15 protein-coding genes are annotated in these 15,089 nt (G+C 64.1%); 4 read left to right on the top strand and 11 right to left on the bottom strand.

Going from position 1 to position 15,089, the window contains the following annotated elements; all coding sequences use genetic code 11:
- Positions 1-19: 19 nt before the first annotated feature.
- The 4 genes from AC5ZFO_RS34255 to thiD form a co-directional block, all read right to left on the bottom strand.
- Entirely contained in the window at positions 20-1,003 is a 984-nt protein-coding gene (locus AC5ZFO_RS34255) for a threonine/serine dehydratase family protein (RefSeq protein WP_282523676.1), read from the bottom strand.
- 64 nt (positions 1,004-1,067) lie between these two features.
- Entirely contained in the window at positions 1,068-2,141 is a 1,074-nt protein-coding gene (locus AC5ZFO_RS34250) for a glycosyltransferase family 4 protein (protein ID WP_496123167.1), read from the bottom strand.
- A gap of 13 nt (positions 2,142-2,154) precedes the next feature.
- Entirely contained in the window at positions 2,155-2,967 is an 813-nt protein-coding gene (locus AC5ZFO_RS34245) for a UDP-2,3-diacylglucosamine diphosphatase (RefSeq protein WP_282523674.1), read from the bottom strand.
- A gap of 228 nt (positions 2,968-3,195) precedes the next feature.
- Positions 3,196-3,996, bottom strand: a complete 801-nt coding sequence (gene thiD, locus AC5ZFO_RS34240) for a bifunctional hydroxymethylpyrimidine kinase/phosphomethylpyrimidine kinase (protein WP_496123166.1) — start codon at positions 3,994-3,996, stop codon at positions 3,196-3,198.
- A gap of 128 nt (positions 3,997-4,124) precedes the next feature.
- Between thiD and AC5ZFO_RS34235 the strand changes: the two genes are divergently transcribed.
- Positions 4,125-4,370 (top strand): Lrp/AsnC ligand binding domain-containing protein, encoded by a 246-nt coding sequence (locus AC5ZFO_RS34235; protein WP_014493934.1) that lies wholly within the window; start codon positions 4,125-4,127, stop codon positions 4,368-4,370.
- A gap of 27 nt (positions 4,371-4,397) precedes the next feature.
- Here the strand turns inward: AC5ZFO_RS34235 and AC5ZFO_RS34230 are convergent, their stop codons facing one another.
- A complete protein-coding gene (locus AC5ZFO_RS34230) occupies positions 4,398-5,327 on the bottom strand; it encodes a c-type cytochrome (protein WP_496123165.1) in 930 nt (309 codons plus the stop codon).
- Between the two features lie 154 nt (positions 5,328-5,481).
- Here AC5ZFO_RS34230 and AC5ZFO_RS34225 point away from each other — a divergent pair, with 154 nt between their 5' ends.
- Positions 5,482-5,898: a CHRD domain-containing protein gene (locus AC5ZFO_RS34225; protein WP_496123164.1), complete on the top strand. Its 417-nt coding sequence runs from the start codon at positions 5,482-5,484 to the stop codon at positions 5,896-5,898.
- Positions 5,899-5,988: 90 nt separating this feature from the next.
- Here AC5ZFO_RS34225 and AC5ZFO_RS34220 read toward each other — a convergent pair whose 3' ends face one another.
- Positions 5,989-7,557, bottom strand: a complete 1,569-nt coding sequence (locus AC5ZFO_RS34220; RefSeq protein WP_496123163.1) for a winged helix-turn-helix domain-containing tetratricopeptide repeat protein — start codon at positions 7,555-7,557, stop codon at positions 5,989-5,991.
- A gap of 171 nt (positions 7,558-7,728) precedes the next feature.
- Between AC5ZFO_RS34220 and AC5ZFO_RS34215 the strand changes: the two genes are divergently transcribed.
- On the top strand, positions 7,729-8,001 hold the full coding sequence (locus AC5ZFO_RS34215) for a DUF1127 domain-containing protein (protein ID WP_496123162.1): 273 nt from the start codon (positions 7,729-7,731) through the stop codon (positions 7,999-8,001).
- Between the two features lie 34 nt (positions 8,002-8,035).
- Here AC5ZFO_RS34215 and AC5ZFO_RS34210 read toward each other — a convergent pair whose 3' ends face one another.
- A complete protein-coding gene (locus AC5ZFO_RS34210) occupies positions 8,036-9,319 on the bottom strand; it encodes a cystathionine gamma-synthase family protein (protein ID WP_496123161.1) in 1,284 nt (427 codons plus the stop codon).
- Positions 9,320-9,683: 364 nt separating this feature from the next.
- On the opposite strand from AC5ZFO_RS34210, the gene AC5ZFO_RS34205 reads away from it, so the two are divergent.
- Positions 9,684-9,962, top strand: a complete 279-nt coding sequence (locus tag AC5ZFO_RS34205) for a hypothetical protein (protein WP_496123160.1) — start codon at positions 9,684-9,686, stop codon at positions 9,960-9,962.
- Positions 9,963-10,116: 154 nt separating this feature from the next.
- On the opposite strand, the gene AC5ZFO_RS34200 is transcribed toward AC5ZFO_RS34205, so the two are convergent.
- The 4 genes from AC5ZFO_RS34200 to AC5ZFO_RS34185 form a co-directional block, all read right to left on the bottom strand.
- Complete coding sequence (locus AC5ZFO_RS34200; protein WP_496123159.1) at positions 10,117-10,563, bottom strand: c-type cytochrome; 447 nt, start codon at positions 10,561-10,563, stop codon at positions 10,117-10,119.
- A 131-nt stretch (positions 10,564-10,694) separates the two neighbouring features.
- Positions 10,695-13,004, bottom strand: coding sequence for a xanthine dehydrogenase family protein molybdopterin-binding subunit (locus AC5ZFO_RS34195; RefSeq protein ID WP_496123158.1), 2,310 nt, complete (start codon positions 13,002-13,004; stop codon positions 10,695-10,697).
- A gap of 284 nt (positions 13,005-13,288) precedes the next feature.
- Positions 13,289-13,564, bottom strand: coding sequence for a DUF1127 domain-containing protein (locus AC5ZFO_RS34190; RefSeq protein WP_282523665.1), 276 nt, complete (start codon positions 13,562-13,564; stop codon positions 13,289-13,291).
- A 431-nt stretch (positions 13,565-13,995) separates the two neighbouring features.
- A complete protein-coding gene (locus AC5ZFO_RS34185; protein WP_496123157.1) occupies positions 13,996-14,913 on the bottom strand; it encodes an NADP-dependent oxidoreductase in 918 nt (305 codons plus the stop codon).
- Positions 14,914-15,089 lie beyond the last annotated feature (176 nt).

Genomic DNA, 15,089 nt, shown 5'->3' with positions numbered 1-15,089 from the left:
ATGTTAGAAGATCCGAAACTTAAGCAACCAGCTCGGCAAACAGATCCGCATCCACATTGCCGCCCGAGAGCACGATGACGACGTTCTTCCCGGCGACGTCGAGACGTCCTGCCAGCAGCGCAGCAAGGCCCACCGCACCGCCCGGCTCCACTACGAGCTTCAGCTCGCGATAGGCAAACGCCACGGCCGCGCCGACTTCCTTGTCCGACGCAGTCACGCCGCGCGCCAAGAGCTTGCTGTTGATCGCAAAGGTCATCTCGCCGGGGATCAGGGCCATCAGCGCATCGCAGATGGTGCGGCCCGCAGGCCCATGCGGCTCGCGGTGGCCGGCGGTCAGCGAAATTCCATGATCGTCGAACGCCTCGGGTTCGGCCACCACGATCTCGGCGCGCGGATAGCGCGCCTTCACGGCCGTGGCGACGCCCGCGATCAGGCCGCCGCCGGAGGCCGGGGCCACCACGATGTCGGGGCTGAGGCCGAGCGCAGCCATGTCCTCAGCGATCTCACGACCTGCGGTACCCTGCCCCGCGATCACGAACGGATCGTCATAGGGCCTGACCAATGTCGCGCCGCGCTTCTCGGCGATGCCGCGCGAGATCGCCTCGCGGTCGTCGCGATCGCGATCGTACAGCACGACCTCGGCCCCATAGGATTTGGTGCGCTCGCGCTTCGACAGCGGCGCATCCGCGGGCATCACGATGGTCGCGTGCATGTCGAGGATCTTTGCAGCCGCCGCCACGCCCTGGGCGTGGTTGCCGGACGAGAACGCGACGACGCCGCCGGCGCGCTTGTCCTGCGGGATCGAGGCGACCTTGTTGAAGGCGCCGCGGAACTTGAAGGAGCCGGTGCGCTGGAGCATCTCCGGCTTCAGGAAGACCTTTGCGCCGACGCGCTCGTTGAGCACGGGAAAGGACAACAGCGGGGTGCGGATGGCGAAGGGCGCGATCACGCGTGCTGCTGCATCGATATCGGCAGGGCCGATCGGGAGGAGCTGTTCGGTCATGCCTGATGTTATCGCGCCGGACGAGGCGCGGGGCAAGACACCTGCGCGCGATGAACCTTGGTTTTCAGGCTACGAAACTAACCGGCTCCGCCCCATTCCTGCCTGGAAGCACCGCGCCAACCGCCTTGATGCTGTCCACAAACGCCCTCGCCGAGGCCTCCCAGGTGTAATTGGCGGCGAATTCGACGCAGTCCTGCCGGGACACGTCGAGTGCGGCGAAGCAGGCATTGCGCAGATCGTGATCCAGGGCGCCGACCGGTGCATCGCCGATCACGTCGCGGGGGCCCTTCACCGGGAAGGCCGCAACCGGCAGGCCGCTGGCGAGCGCTTCCAGCAGGACCAGGCCGAACGTGTCGGTCTTGCTGGGGAACACGAACACGTCCGCCGCAGCATAGATTGCCGCCAGCGCCTCGCCGTGCTTCTCGCCCAGGAAGATCGCATCCGGGTAGGCTTCTTCCAGCGCGACCCGCGCCGGGCCGTCGCCGACGATCACCTTGGTGCCGGGCAGATCGAGATCAAGAAACGCCTCGAGATTCTTCTCCACCGCGATCCGGCCGACCGAGAGAAACACCGGCGCCGGCAGGCAGAGGTCGATCCCACGGGGGTGGAACAGGCTGGTGTCGACGCCGCGCGGCCACAGCACGACGTTGTCGAAGCCGCGCTCGCCAAGCTCGCGGGCGAGCGCAGGCGTTGCCGCCATCACGGCGCGGCTGGGCGCGTGAAATCGGCGCAGCGCCCGCCAGATCAGGGATTCCGGAACCGGCACGCGGGCGCGGACATATTCGGGAAAGCGGGTGTGGAAGCTGGTCGTGAACGGCAGCTTGCGCTGGCGGCAGTAGCGGCGGACCATCAGGCCGATCGGCCCCTCCGTCGCGATATGGATGCTGTCGGGGCGCGCCTCCGCGATCAGCTTCGCGATTCGCGCCGGGCGCGGCATCGCGAGCCGCACGTCGCGATAGCTCGGCATCGCGAAGGTGCGGAACGATTGCGGCGTCAGGAACGTGAACTCGACGCCGAGGCCTTCGACGCCAACGCCTTCGAAGCTAAGCGCCTTGGCGGCGTCTGCGAGCTTGGTCAGCGTCCGAACCACACCATTGACTTGCGGGTGCCAGGCGTCGGTCGCGACCAGGATGCGCATCAAGCGGCCTCTGTTATGCAGCTCTGGCTGCGACCTGCGGGACTTGCGCCGGCTTCTGCGCGTGATCGGCCCAGGTGATGATCTCGAAATGACCGTCGTCATGCTCGACCAGCGCCGTGCAGCTCTCGACCCAGTCGCCGCAATTCATGTAGCGGATGCCGCCCTCGTCGCGGATCACGGCATAGTGGATGTGGCCGCAGATCACGCCGTCGGCGTCGTGACGCCGCGCCTCGGCGGCGAGCGCCTGCTCGAACGCGCCGATGTAGTTGACGGCGTTCTTGACCTTCTGCTTGGCCCATTGCGACAGCGACCAATAGGGCACCTTGAACATGCGCCGGAAGAAGTTGACGAAGCGATTCATCTGGATCGCGAAGTCGTAGGCCTTGTCGCCGAGATGGGCGAGCCAGCGCGCGTTCTGCACCACGAGATCGAAGATGTCGCCGTGGATGACGAGATAGCGTTTGCCGTCCACGCCGGTGTGGACGGTGTTCTCGACGACGTCGATGCCGCCGAAATGCGTGCCGTAATAGTTGCGCAGGAACTCGTCGTGATTGCCGGGAATGTAGATGACCTTGGCGCCCTTGCGCGCCTTGCGCAGCAGCTTCTGGACCAGGTCATTATGCGACTGCGGCCAGTGCCAGCTCGATTTCAGCGCCCAACCGTCGACGATGTCGCCGACGAGATAGATCGTGTCCGCATCGTGGTAGCGCAGGAAGTCGAGCAGCAGGTCGGCTTGAGAACCGCGGGCTCCGAGATGAACGTCGGAGATGAACAACGTGCGAAAGCGCCGCTCCGGGCTCTCGTCACTCACATCGTAACTTCCCATGCGCCAGCCTGTAACAAATGTCCCGTGACAGGGGGATGACAGATTGAACCCTTGAGGCATCCTCAGATACGAATCAGACCTTGCCTCGCCCTCCCCGCGAATATCAGTCGCATGCGACAATCAGGCGACATGGCGCCGCAGCCGCCTCCGCAAGACCCCGGAACCGATGGCTGAACAGGTTAACGGCAGCGGTCCCGCGCGCCGCTGGCGGTGCGCCTGCGGCCCGGGTCAGTAAAATTTGTGGAAATGATGGATCGGCCCGTGGCCGTGTCCGACGCTGAAGCGGTCGGCGGCCGCGATCGCTGCGCTGATCCAGGCCTTGGCGTTCCGCACGGCCCGCGCGAGATCCTCGCCCCTGGCGAGCCCCGCCGCGACGGCCGAGGACAGTGAGCACCCCGTGCCGTGGGTGTTGCGGGTGGCGACGCGCGGCGCCGCAAGCGCGATCGTGCTCTCGGCATCGATGAGATAGTCGATGCTTTCGGCGCCCTCGCCGTGCCCGCCCTTGATCAGGACCGCGCGGCAGCCCAGCGCCAGCAGCCGGCGCCCCTGGCTCTCGATCTCGGCCTCGCGTGTCGCGACGGGCTCGTCGAGCAGAGCCGCGGCCTCGGGCAGATTAGGCGTGATCACCGACGCCAGCGGCATCAGTTTCTTGCGCAGGGCATCGACCGCCTCGGAGGCGAGCAGGCGATCGCCGGATGTTGCGACCATCACGGGATCGAGCACGATATGCCCCGGCTTCCAGCGCGTCAGCGAAGCTGCGATCGCATCGATGCTGGCGGCCTGCGCCACCATGCCGATCTTCACCGCGCCGACCTCGAGATCGGAAAACACGGCATCGATCTGCGCGGTGACGAATTCGGCGGGCACCGCGTGGATGCCGGTGACGCCTTTTGTGTTCTGCGCCGTCAGCGCCGTGATCGCGGAGGCGCCATAGACGCCGAGCGCGGCAAAGGTCTTCAGGTCGGCCTGGATGCCGGCGCCGCCGCTCGAATCGGAGCCGGCGATGGTGAGCGCCACGGGCGTCGTCATGGGGCGATTTTCCGCGTTTTTGAGACCATCGCCCGTCCTAGCGCGCACCCCGGTGGCCCGCAAGTTCGCTTGCTAAATCCGGCCGGTTTTGGCCTATTAGCCGCCAGATATGCTTCGGAGTGGCTACAATGGTTCCCTTTTTCGTCCAGATCAAATGCAAGCTCGGCCAGTCCTACACGGTCGCCAATGCCCTTGCCGAAGCCGAGATCGCCTCCGAGATCTACTCCACGGCCGGCCATTACGATTTGCTGGTGAAGTTCTACGTCGACAAGGACACCGACATCGGCCACTTCATCAACGAAAAGGTGCAGGTGCTGCCGGGCATCCAGGACACCCTCACCATCATCACCTTCAAGGCGTTTGGGGCGAGCTGACTGCGCGTCAATTGCAAAGGGCCTGCTTCAGGCGCCGCCTTCCTTGCGCTTGGGGCGCGGCGGCCCGTCCACCGGCGGTAGCGATTTGATGTAATCCGCCATCGCCGCGAGATCTTCGTCCGGCAATTGCGAGGTGTTCTTGATCACGCGCGTCATCGCGCCGCCGACGCTGTCGCCGTCGGGCAATTCGCCGGTCTTGAGGAAATAGGCAATATCCTTCGCGCTCCACTCGCCGAGACGCTTCTGCGTGATGTTGGGCACCCAGCCCTCGCCTTCCGGATTGGGTCCGCCGGCAAAGCGTTCTCCGGAGATGATGCCGCCAAGCGCATTGCGCGGGCTGTGGCATTCGGCGCAATGGCCGAAACTGTTGACGAGATAGGCACCGCGATTCCATTGCGGCGACTTCGTGCCGTCGGCGACGAAGGGCTTGCCGTCCAGAAATAGGAATTTCCAGATGCCGATATTGCGCCGGATGTCGAACGGAAAGCGCACGTCGTGGTCACGCACCTTGCCTGCAACGGGCGGCAGCGTTTTCAAATAGGCAAAGAGGTCGAGCACGTCCTCGCGCCTGGCGTGCTGATAGGACGTGTAGGGAAAGGCCGGAAAGTAATGCTGTCCGTCCGGCGAGACCCCGTGCATGACCGCGTTGACGAAATCGGCGTCGGTCCATTTGCCGATGCCGTAGGTCGGATCGGAGGAGATGTTCGGCGCGTAGAACGTTCCGAACGGCGACTTGATCGCGACGCCGCCGCCGAGCCTGGTGCGATCGGGCTGGCCGGGGACGGCATGGCAGGACGCGCATCCGCCGGCGTTGAACATCACCTCGCCAATGGCGAGATTGGGGACATGGGCCGGCGTGGCGGCACCGGCCGCGACCACCGGCGCGCTGAGCCACCAATAGACGCCCGTAGCAGCGACCGCGGCAAGCAGCGCCACGACAATTGTTCGTTGCAACATGCAGATCCATTCATTGCTTGCCGCGAACTTATGACTGATGTCCACGCGGCTCCAACCACGAAGAATTTAGCCCGCCCCGGCCGGAAACGGGAATAAACTGAAACGGCCAATGTTGGAAGGTTGGCAGGGCCAACGAGGCCTCAGGGAGAATGTCATGAACAAGACCGTCATCGCCATGGTCGCGCTCGGCGCCGCAGCTTTTGCAGCCCCCGCCGGCGCCGAAAAGCTGAAAGCAACGCTCGACGGCAAGTCCGAGGTGCCCGCCACCACCACCAGCGGCAGCGGAACCGCCGATCTGGACTATGATGCCGCCAGCAAGAAGCTGTCCTGGAAGGTCACCTATTCCGGCCTGTCCGGCCCGGCAACAGCCGCCCACTTCCACGGGCCGGCCGAGTCCGGCAAGAACGCCGGCGTCGCGGTCGCGATCCCGAATGCGACCTCTAGCCCGGTCGAGGGCTCGGCGACGCTGACCGATGCGCAGGCCGCTGATCTGCTCGCCGGCAAGCTCTACGTCAACATCCACACCGCGGCCAATCCGGGCGGCGAGATCCGCGGCCAGGTGACGAAGTAAGCCTCAAGGCTGCTTCGTACGCGAAGGCCGGGCGCTGGAGGGAGCGTCCGGCCTTTTCGATTCCGCATGCTGCGAGGTGGCCGCGCAGGCTCATTCCGGCATGCCGGCAACACGGAGCGCTTGCGTCAGCTTTTCGACATCTTCCCGTCGGCGGTAACGCCACGTGTACGCATCGATACGCTTGTTCGGAAATAGTTGCATCGCACGGTCGCAAATCCGCCGAGCTTCCTCAACCCGGTTTGACGTCGCATGGCATGCCGCCAGAATGAATTGCGCAGGCGGAAAGATCGGTATCAGCCTGATGGCGGCTGCCGCGCAAGCCAGGGCGTCATCATTACGGTCAGCAAGAAAATGAGCGTAAGCCAAGCCCGTCTGGGCGTTGGCGCTCCCATGCGGATGAAGCGGGTTCAAACGCAATGCGGCGCCGAATTGCTCGATCGCGGCGTCACCACGACCAAGCCAGAGTTGGCTCCAACCGTTCCAATGACGTGCGACAACGAGATTCGGATCCAGCTTTATCGCACGCACGAGAAGAGCATCGCCTTCCTCGACCTCGCCTGCCACCTGTGAGAGCGCGTGTCCGGCCATCGCAAGCACCGACGGATCATTCGGGTCAAGCTCGACCGCTCGTCTCGCCAGCCGCGCGGCTTCACTGCATTCGTGGGCCGCATCAGTGACCCAGTCGAAAACGTTCCTCAGGACATGGCAACGGGCGCCGAGCGCATATGCGCGCGCAAATTCCGGATCGATGCCGCGGGCCGTCTTTGCGAGCTCCATGGCCTCGATGCTTGCCTCCTCCGTGAATCTGAAGAAGGCGGCGAACGCCCGGAGATAATAGTCGTAGGCCTGCAGGTTGTCGGTGGGTTTGCGTTGGGCGCGCTCGATTTCGGCGCGCTCCAGTCGCGGGGAGATTGCGCCGATGACGCTGCTCGTCAGCCGATCCTGCAGGTCGAAAATATCCTCGATCTCACTGTCAAACCGGTCCGTCCAGAGATGCAGGCCGGTCGCCGCGTCGATCAACTGGCCCGCAATTCGGACTCGATTGCCGGCCTTGCGCACACTGCCTTCGAGCACGTAGCGAACGCCCAGCTCCTCACCGATCTGTTTGACGTCGATCGCCCTACCCTTGTAGGCCAGAGTCGAATGTCGCGCGATGACGAAAAGTGACTTCGAACGCGACAGTCCCGAAATGATGTCCTCGACCATACCGTCGGCAAAATAGTCCTGCTCCGGATCCGGGCACAGGTTGGCGAACGGAAGCACCGCGATCGAGGGTTTGTCGGGAAGCGCGAGCGCGGGTTTCGGCGTCCCGGCTCCGCCGTCGGCGACTGCTGCGCCCTCGGCGGCTAGCGTTTCCCGGACCTGACCCACGAAGCGGAAGCCTCTGCGTGGCAGTGTTCTGATCAGCCGCTGCTCTTCGCCGGAATCCCCGATCGCGCATCGCGCACTGTTGAGGCGGGTCGTCAGCGCAGCATCGGACACGCAGCGCCCCTGCCAAATGGCATCGATGAGTTCATCCTTGCCGACGACGCGCTCCCGGTTGCGGATCAGGTAATCGAGGAGATCGAACACCTGCGGCGCAACGGAGATCCGATCCGCTCCGCGATGCAGCTCTCGCCGACCGGCGTCGAATGCATACTCCTCAAAGAGATAGCGCAAGATGCGAATCCCTTGGATGAGCCCTCCGGGGGCGACCCGGGTGGGCGTTTTGGCCCGCTGGACGTCGCAAGAATAAGCTGTCGGCAGGGAAAATGTAAGCTGCCGGTCAAGCACGCGCGGCGGTCTTCGGGCACCTTCTCGGGATGCAAAATACCCTCCGGAGGCACTGCAATGACCATGATCCAAGGTACAATGTGGCCGGAACGGGCGTCCGTATCGATCCGGCATGCCCACAACCTGATCTGGAAGTGCTGGGATGTCCTTCAGGCACGTCGCGATCGCCAGAGATTGCGCGGCACGTTGTCCGGCTTGAGTGACCGGGAGCTGATGGACATCGGCACGACGCGCGGCGAGATCGATTACGTTGCCTCCAGCCGCGATCTCGACCCACGAGACATCGTGCGCCATTCGCGCGGGGCGGCACGGCCGACCTCATTGCGTTGATTGGGCACGCCCCGGCAATGTCGGGTCTGCGCCTTCACGCCGCGTTCAGCGCTTGCGCGAGATCGGCGATCAGGTCCGACGGGTTTTCAATGCCGATCGACAGCCGGATCGTGGAATCGAGCACGCCGATTTTGCGGCGAATGTCGGCGGGAACGCCGGAATGGGTCATGGTTGCAGGCAGGCTCGCAAGCGACTCCGTTCCACCAAGACTCACCGCCAGCTTGAGGATTTGCAGCGCGTTGAGGAATTTCACCGCCGCCTCCTTGCCGCCGACGATGTCGAACGAGAAGGTGGAGCCCGCCCCCAGGCATTGCCGCGCGAACACCATTCCGGCTGCCGAAGCCTGCTCGAGATGGCCGAGATAGTGGACCTTGGCCACCTTGGGGTGATCGCGCAAATAGTCCGCCACGAGGCGCGCGTTGCTGTCGGCCTTTTCCATGCGCAGGCTCAGCGTCTCGAGCGAGCGGTTGATCATCCAGCAGGAATGCGGATCGAGCTGGGTGCCGATGGCGCCCCGGAGTGCTTTGATCCCCTTCACGATCGCCTTCGCGCCGAGCGCGGCACCCGCGATCAGGTCCGAATGACCGCCGACATATTTCGTGAGCGAGTACAGGGAAATGTCCGCACCATGCTCGATCGGCCGCTGAAACACCGGACCGAGCAGCGTATTGTCGCAGGCGATGATCGGAACATGTCCCTGGGTCTTTCCAATGGCTTCGGCGACACGGCGCATCATCGCGACGTCGACCAGCCCGTTGGTCGGGTTGGCCGGAGTTTCGATCAGAATCATCGAGACCCGGCCCTTGCGCATGGCCTCCTCCGAGGCCTGGCTGACCGCCGCTTCATCAACGCCATCGGCGAAGCCGACGGCGCCGATCGACAGACGCGCAAGCGTGTTCGTCAGCAGGGTTTCCGTCCCGCCATAGAGCGGCTGGGAGTGCAGGATGACGTCGCCGGGCCGCACGAACGCCAGGATCGTGGTTGCGATCGCCGCCATGCCGGATGAGAACAGCGCACAGCTCTCGGTGCGCTCGTAGATCGCGAGCCTGTCCTCGACGATTTCGCTGTTGGGGTGATTGAAGCGCGAATAGACCAGTCCCGCGCCCATCCCTTCCGGTGGCTCGCGCCGGCCGGCGACGAAATCGAAGAAGTCCTGCCCGTCATCGGCCGTCTTGAACACGAAGGTGGAGGTCAGGAACACCGGCGGCTTGATGGCGCCTTCCGACAATTGCGGATCATAGCCATAGGTCAGCATCAGCGTTTCAGGATGCAGCATATGGTTGCCGATGTGCGTCTTCGACGGGAACGGTTTGACCATGGCCTGCCTCGCTGTTTGGATTCAGATTCTCGCCGCGTATTGGAACTCTGCGATCGAAGCACACGACTCGGATGCGCCTGCATTCGACTCGTCAACGTCGCAGCAGCTGCGGTTGAAGATAAGCGCATACGTGGCGCCCTGACAGCGATCAGCCAGGCCTTGCAGACAAATTTTGCCTTTGATGCGGTTCGACGAAGCGATGCCTCAGTAACCGAGGCACCTCAACGCAATGGTCCGAGCCTCCCCCGCCGCCGCCCTACCTTTGACGGGCCGCCCGCAAACATCCCCGATTCCGTCCATCCATTTTCGTGTTGCCGCCACAAACAGCACTCACGAAGGCGTAACCGCGTATGGGGAGAAAAAAGTGCGCGCAAGAAGACCATGGAAAGTCGTGGGGGCCAAACATCACCACTCAAGTGTCGAGCAACTTCAGCTCGATCTGGCGGCGATCAACCGGTGCATACACGTGCTGGAAAAGGCGGACGTCAATCCTCAGGACATTGAGGTACTGACCGTTCATGCGCTGACGCTCGCCGAACAGATCGATGAGGCGCGCTGGTTGAACCCAGCCAAGGCTTTGGGGTGGTTACTCGATAAAGAGGCTCGCAAGCCTGCCGCTCGAAAAGCTTCAGGAGCCGGCTGAGCAATTGCGCTCGCCTTCGATCCGCCCGGATGCGCGTCCGACCGAGAACGCGTACGAGTCAACCGGGGCGCCCGCACACCACGCAAAAAGGGCGGATGCCGTGCGCATCCGCCCTCACTTTTTGCCGGCGCCGCCTCAGCTGTTCTTCACACGATCAGCTGTTCTTCACACGAAAGGTCTCGTGGCAGCCGCCGCATTCCTTGCCGACCGCGGGAAAAGTCGCCTTGAGCGAATCCAGGTCCTTGATCTTGCCCTTGGCCTCGCCGACGACCTTGGCGAAGCTTGCGATCTTGGCGTCGAAGCCGGCCTTGTCCTCCCAGATCTTCGGCGAGGCGCTGTAGTCGCCCTCGGGCTTCTGGCCCTTTGCGCTCGCCGGGAACAGGTTCGGCAGCTTCTTGGCAGTATCCGCGAACTGCGCCAGCGCGCTGTCCACCGTGGCCTGGTCGTAAGGCTTCTCGCCCTTGACGATCGCCGCAACCGCGCCGGCGTTCTTGCCGTTGCCCTTCATGAGGGTCTGGACCTCCTTGACGGACTCCTGCTGGGCCCAAACCGCGCCCACGCCGAGCAGCAGCGCGCCGCCAACAACCAACACTCGCTTCATTCGCAAAATCCCTTTCCCTGATACAGGATCGTGCTGACCCCACATTGGGCCAACACCGATTGGCAGAGTTCATTCCATCCAAAGCGCGGCGATAGATCGTCGCACTATGGATTATTTGGTCGAGCTCGAGATTAAAGGCTGTGACGGCGGTGGTGCTCGTTGACGGCGATCCACACCCGCTCCGGGGTGGCCGGCATGTCGATGTGGTCGATCTTGTATTCGCGCCAGAGCCCGTCGACGATGGCGTTGACGACGGCCGGACAGGAGCCGATCGCGCCGGCCTCGCCCGCCCCCTTCACGCCCAGCGGATTGGTCGTGCAGGGAACGTTGCTAGTCTCGAACACGAAGTCCGGACCATCCGCCGCGCGCGGCAGTGCGTAGTCCATGAAGGTCGCGGTGATCAGTTGCCCGTCGGTGGCGCCGTAGACCACCTGCTCCATCAGCGCCTGACCGATGCCCTGCATGGCGCCGCCATGCACCTGGCCCGCCAAAAGCAGCGGATTGAGCGTCTTGCCGAAATCGTCGACGATCACGTAGTTGACGATCTTGATGATGCCGGTCGCCGGATCGATCTCGACTTCCGCCAGATGCGTGCCGTTCGGATAGGTGCCGTCGGCGCTGGCAAAGGTCGCGCTGCCGTTAAGCTTCGATGGATCGGTGCTCCCGCGCTTGGCCAGATCGGCGAACGACATCGAACGGTCGGTACCGGCAATCCGCACCACGCCGTCGGAGAGCTCGAGGTCGCCGGCACTGGCTTCCAGCGCCTGCGCCGCGATCTCCTTCAGCTTTTGCCCGAGCTCACGCGTGGCGCGCTCGACGCTGACGCCGCCTGACGGGATCGAGGCCGAGCCGCCGGTGCCGAGCCCCGTGGCGATCTCGTCGGTGTCGCCCTGGCGCACGTGCACGCGCTCCGGGGGCAGGCCGAACTGCTCGGCGACGATCTGCGCATAAGCCGTCTGGTGGCCCTGCCCGCTCGACTGTGTGCCGATCAGAACGGTGACGTCGCCGCTGGGATCGAGCCGCACGTTGGCGGTCTCCTCGCCCATCACGCCGCAGATCTCGACATAGCTCGCCAGCCCAATGCCGCGGATCAGGCCATTCTTCTTGGCCGCCTTGGCGCGCTTCGGAAACTCCTTCCACTCGCCGATCTCCATCGCGCGCTTGAGATGCGCGGCGAAATCGCCGGAATCATAGACCTTGCCCGTGGCCGTCTTGTACGGCAGCGCCTTCGGCGGGATGAAGTTCTTGCGGCGGATGGCGTCCGGCGTCATATCGAGTTTTCGCGCGCACGCGTCCACCAGACGTTCGATCACATAGGCCGCTTCGGGACGGCCCGCGCCGCGATAGGCGTCGACCGGCACGCTGTTGGTGAAGATGGTGCGCACCCGGCAGTGGAAGGCCTGGATGTCGTAGAGGCCCGGCAGCATGCCGGCGCCGCCATGCGGAATGTAGGGGCCGAACGTCGACAGATACGCGCCCATGTCGCCCATCAGGTCGCAATCCATCGCGAGGAATTTGCCGTCCTCGGCCAGCGCCATCTTGGCGGTGGTGACGTTATCGCGGCCCTGCGCGTCGCCCATGAAATGCTCGGTGCGGTCGGCCGCCCATTTCACTGCTGTCTTGAGCTGCCGCGCGACGACCGCCATCAAGGCGTATTCGCGGTACGGAAACAGCTTCGTGCCGAACCCACCGCCGACGTCGGGGCAGATCACCCGCATTTTCTCGGTGGAGATGTTGAGCACGTTCTGGCAGAGGATGTCGCGCAGACGATGGCTGCCCTGGCTGCCGACGGTCAGCGTCAGATGATCGCGCTTGGCGTCGTATTCGCAAACCGCCGCGCGCGCCTCCATGAAGCTCGCGACCACGCGCGGATTGACGATGGAGATCTCGGCCACCGCATGCGCTTTGGCAAAGGCAGCCTCGGTCGCGGCCTTGTCGCCGATCGAGACGTCGAACAGCACGTTGCCGGCCTTGTCCGGCCAGACCTGCGGCGCGCCCTTCTTGACGGCGTTGACGACGCCGGTCACCGCCGGCAGCGGGCTCCATTTGACCTCGATCGCCTCGATCGCGTCGCGGGCCTGGTCAATGGTCTCGGCGACCACGAAGGCAATGGAATCACCGACATGGCGCACCTCGTCCTTGGCGAGGATCGGGTAAGGCGGGCCGGTGAACGGATCGGTCTCGAGATTGAACAGGCAGGGCAGATTGCCGAGATCCTTGACATCATCGGCGGTCAGGATCAGCGCAACGCCCGGCAGCGTGCGGGCCCGGCTCGCATCGATGGTGTATTTGGCATGCGCGTGCGGCGAGCGCAGCATCAGGCAGCGAAGTGCGGCCTGCGGCGCGTAATCGTCGGTATAGCGGCCCTTGCCGCGGATGAGCGCGTCATCCTCCTTGCGCAGCACGCTTTGGCCAACGCCGAACTTGATGGGAGCCGCCATTTTCTTATCCCGTCCTCATGGTTGTTTTGCGGGCATATTGCCGTGGAAAAAGTGGCAAGGCAAACGGCTTTGGGCAGGCGCAGGCCGCGAAGACTCGCCCGGTGCCTCGCCTGTCAGAGCGGGATACGACGAAAACGCCGCAGCCCGGTCATTTCCCTGTGAACAACGGTCCGGTCGATGGCACGATAGTTGCCGAACTCGTCCCGCGGTGCACTCCTAAGAAAGTAGTCGTGCTCACCGCCGCTTGTTCGCAAAGCGTATCTCCGCTTCTGACGGTTGATCACCTATATCACGCCCCGCCTCCAAAGATCTGTGGCGCGATCTCTCAGCGTATCGATGGCGCGTTGAGGCGTGAGGTAGTCGATCTCGCCGCGCGTCAAACCGATATCTATCAGCTCCCTGTCACTCAGGTCGTGCAAGCAGACGGTGGGGCTCCGGCGCCGCTCCCGAAACGCGCGCCAGTATCGCTTGAGCAGGCTCAAGGCGATGGAAAAGTCGAGGCGGAGCCGCTCGGCGTCGACCTCCGGCTCGCTTGTGCTGTTCGTCAATTGAGGTGGCATCGGATGCTCCTGCTGTTGTGCCGGCAGGGAGCGTGGCCAAACAAAAGGCCCCGTCCGATGCCGGCGGGGCCTGGTGGAAAAGATGTCGTCGTCGAATTCCTAGCGCGCGACTCCTTCCACGGCCCAGCCGAAGCGGGTCATGTCCATCGAGTTGATGTTGCGCACTGATTTGATCATGAGAGGCCTGTACCACGGCAATCGTGCAAAATCAAGGGATGTGCGGAGGCTGGCTGCATCCTGGAGGCGAGTCCCTCGCTCCGGCGAATTCGCTCATTCGACGCAACGGTTCACGCCCCCTGCGCGAGGGGCATTCCATAGCGGACGTTTTCGACCGCTCTGAGAGGGCGGCCATTGCCCCCTGGGACATTCTCAACAGCCGGCCGACCTGGACGAGCCGGCCGGCTGCGCGCGCATCAACGGACGTGCGTCGCTCAGGGACGAACGCGGATAATCGTATTCCCCTTGCGTCGCTCGGCCGGATTTAAGGCGGCGACGGCATCGTCGAGGGTCGCGACGTTGCCGATGTTGGTCCGCAGTCGTCCGTCCCGCACCCGCTGGACGATCTCACTCAGTTGGGCACGATCAGCCTCGACGACGAAGTCGATCGCCAGCCCGTTGGAAGGCCGCGCCTCCGCCGGTCCGACGATGGACACCAGTGTTCCCCCCGCTCGAATGAGTGCTGTGGACCGCTTCTGGATGTCACCACCGATGACATCGAACACCAGATCGACTTCGCCGATGTCCTCCAGTGCGTCGTTGTCGAGGTCGACGAACTCCTTCGCACCGAGATCGAGCACTGTCTGACGATCGGCGGCACGTCCGGAGCCGATGACGTAAGCTCCGGCCGCTTGTGCGAGTTGCGTCACCATAGACCCGACTGCGCCTGCCGCCCCGTGTGCCAGCACGCTCTGTCCCGCCCGAACGCGACCGTGCTGGAACAGCCCTTGCCACGCGGTGAGGCCCGAGATCGGCAGGCTCGCGCCCACGGTAAAGTCGACGTCGCCCGGCAACGGCGCAAGGTTGCGCGCCTCGATTGCCACGTACTCGGCCAGCGTGCCGTCGCGATACCAGTCCGCGAGGCCGAACACCCGTTGTCCCACCGACAGCCCCGCCGTTCCATATCCAAGGGCAGAGACCACTCCGGCCAGCTCGTGCCCAGGGATCGACGGCGTTCGGTCGCGATCAAGGCGATCGGCCCAGCTCGAGGGCCACGCAAGCTCAGTCGGGATAAATCTCGACGCATGAACCTGGACGACGACATCGTTTATCGCCGCCTGCGGCTCGGGCCGATGCACCAGCTTCATACCGGCCGTTCCCGCGGCTTGCTCCGTTACAACGATCGCCTTCATGAGATTTCCTCCTTGGTCATTTATCTGTTCGGTGGAAATGTGAGGGAGCGCGCCCGCGCCCGCTTTCCACAAAATGCTAGGCAGTGTGGAACTCCTGTCTCCGTGTCGGCGATCTCGTTGTCTGCACCGACCGGAACTCCCGCTAAGCCCGATGGATCGGGCTCGTTCCGATCCAT

Source organism: Bradyrhizobium sp. Unk1, assembly GCF_059512345.1.
The sequence above is the reverse complement of the archived record's forward strand: the minus strand, read 5'-3'. Positions and strand labels throughout refer to the sequence as shown.

What these genes read in the sequence shown, in the direction of transcription:
- AC5ZFO_RS34255 (WP_282523676.1), bottom strand. Translation starts at nt 1,003, where the DNA reads ATGACCGAACAGCTCCTCCCGATCGGCCCTGCCGATATCGATGCAGCA.
- AC5ZFO_RS34250 (WP_496123167.1), bottom strand. Translation starts at nt 2,141, where the DNA reads ATGCGCATCCTGGTCGCGACCGACGCCTGGCACCCGCAAGTCAATGGT.
- AC5ZFO_RS34245 (WP_282523674.1), bottom strand. Translation starts at nt 2,967, where the DNA reads ATGGGAAGTTACGATGTGAGTGACGAGAGCCCGGAGCGGCGCTTTCGC.
- thiD (WP_496123166.1), bottom strand. Translation starts at nt 3,996, where the DNA reads ATGACGACGCCCGTGGCGCTCACCATCGCCGGCTCCGATTCGAGCGGC.
- AC5ZFO_RS34235 (WP_014493934.1), top strand. Translation starts at nt 4,125, where the DNA reads ATGGTTCCCTTTTTCGTCCAGATCAAATGCAAGCTCGGCCAGTCCTAC.
- AC5ZFO_RS34230 (WP_496123165.1), bottom strand. Translation starts at nt 5,327, where the DNA reads ATGTTGCAACGAACAATTGTCGTGGCGCTGCTTGCCGCGGTCGCTGCT.
- AC5ZFO_RS34225 (WP_496123164.1), top strand. Translation starts at nt 5,482, where the DNA reads ATGAACAAGACCGTCATCGCCATGGTCGCGCTCGGCGCCGCAGCTTTT.
- AC5ZFO_RS34215 (WP_496123162.1), top strand. Translation starts at nt 7,729, where the DNA reads ATGACCATGATCCAAGGTACAATGTGGCCGGAACGGGCGTCCGTATCG.
- AC5ZFO_RS34210 (WP_496123161.1), bottom strand. Translation starts at nt 9,319, where the DNA reads ATGGTCAAACCGTTCCCGTCGAAGACGCACATCGGCAACCATATGCTG.
- AC5ZFO_RS34200 (WP_496123159.1), bottom strand. Translation starts at nt 10,563, where the DNA reads ATGAAGCGAGTGTTGGTTGTTGGCGGCGCGCTGCTGCTCGGCGTGGGC.
- AC5ZFO_RS34195 (WP_496123158.1), bottom strand. Translation starts at nt 13,004, where the DNA reads ATGGCGGCTCCCATCAAGTTCGGCGTTGGCCAAAGCGTGCTGCGCAAG.
- AC5ZFO_RS34190 (WP_282523665.1), bottom strand. Translation starts at nt 13,564, where the DNA reads ATGCCACCTCAATTGACGAACAGCACAAGCGAGCCGGAGGTCGACGCC.
- AC5ZFO_RS34185 (WP_496123157.1), bottom strand. Translation starts at nt 14,913, where the DNA reads ATGAAGGCGATCGTTGTAACGGAGCAAGCCGCGGGAACGGCCGGTATG.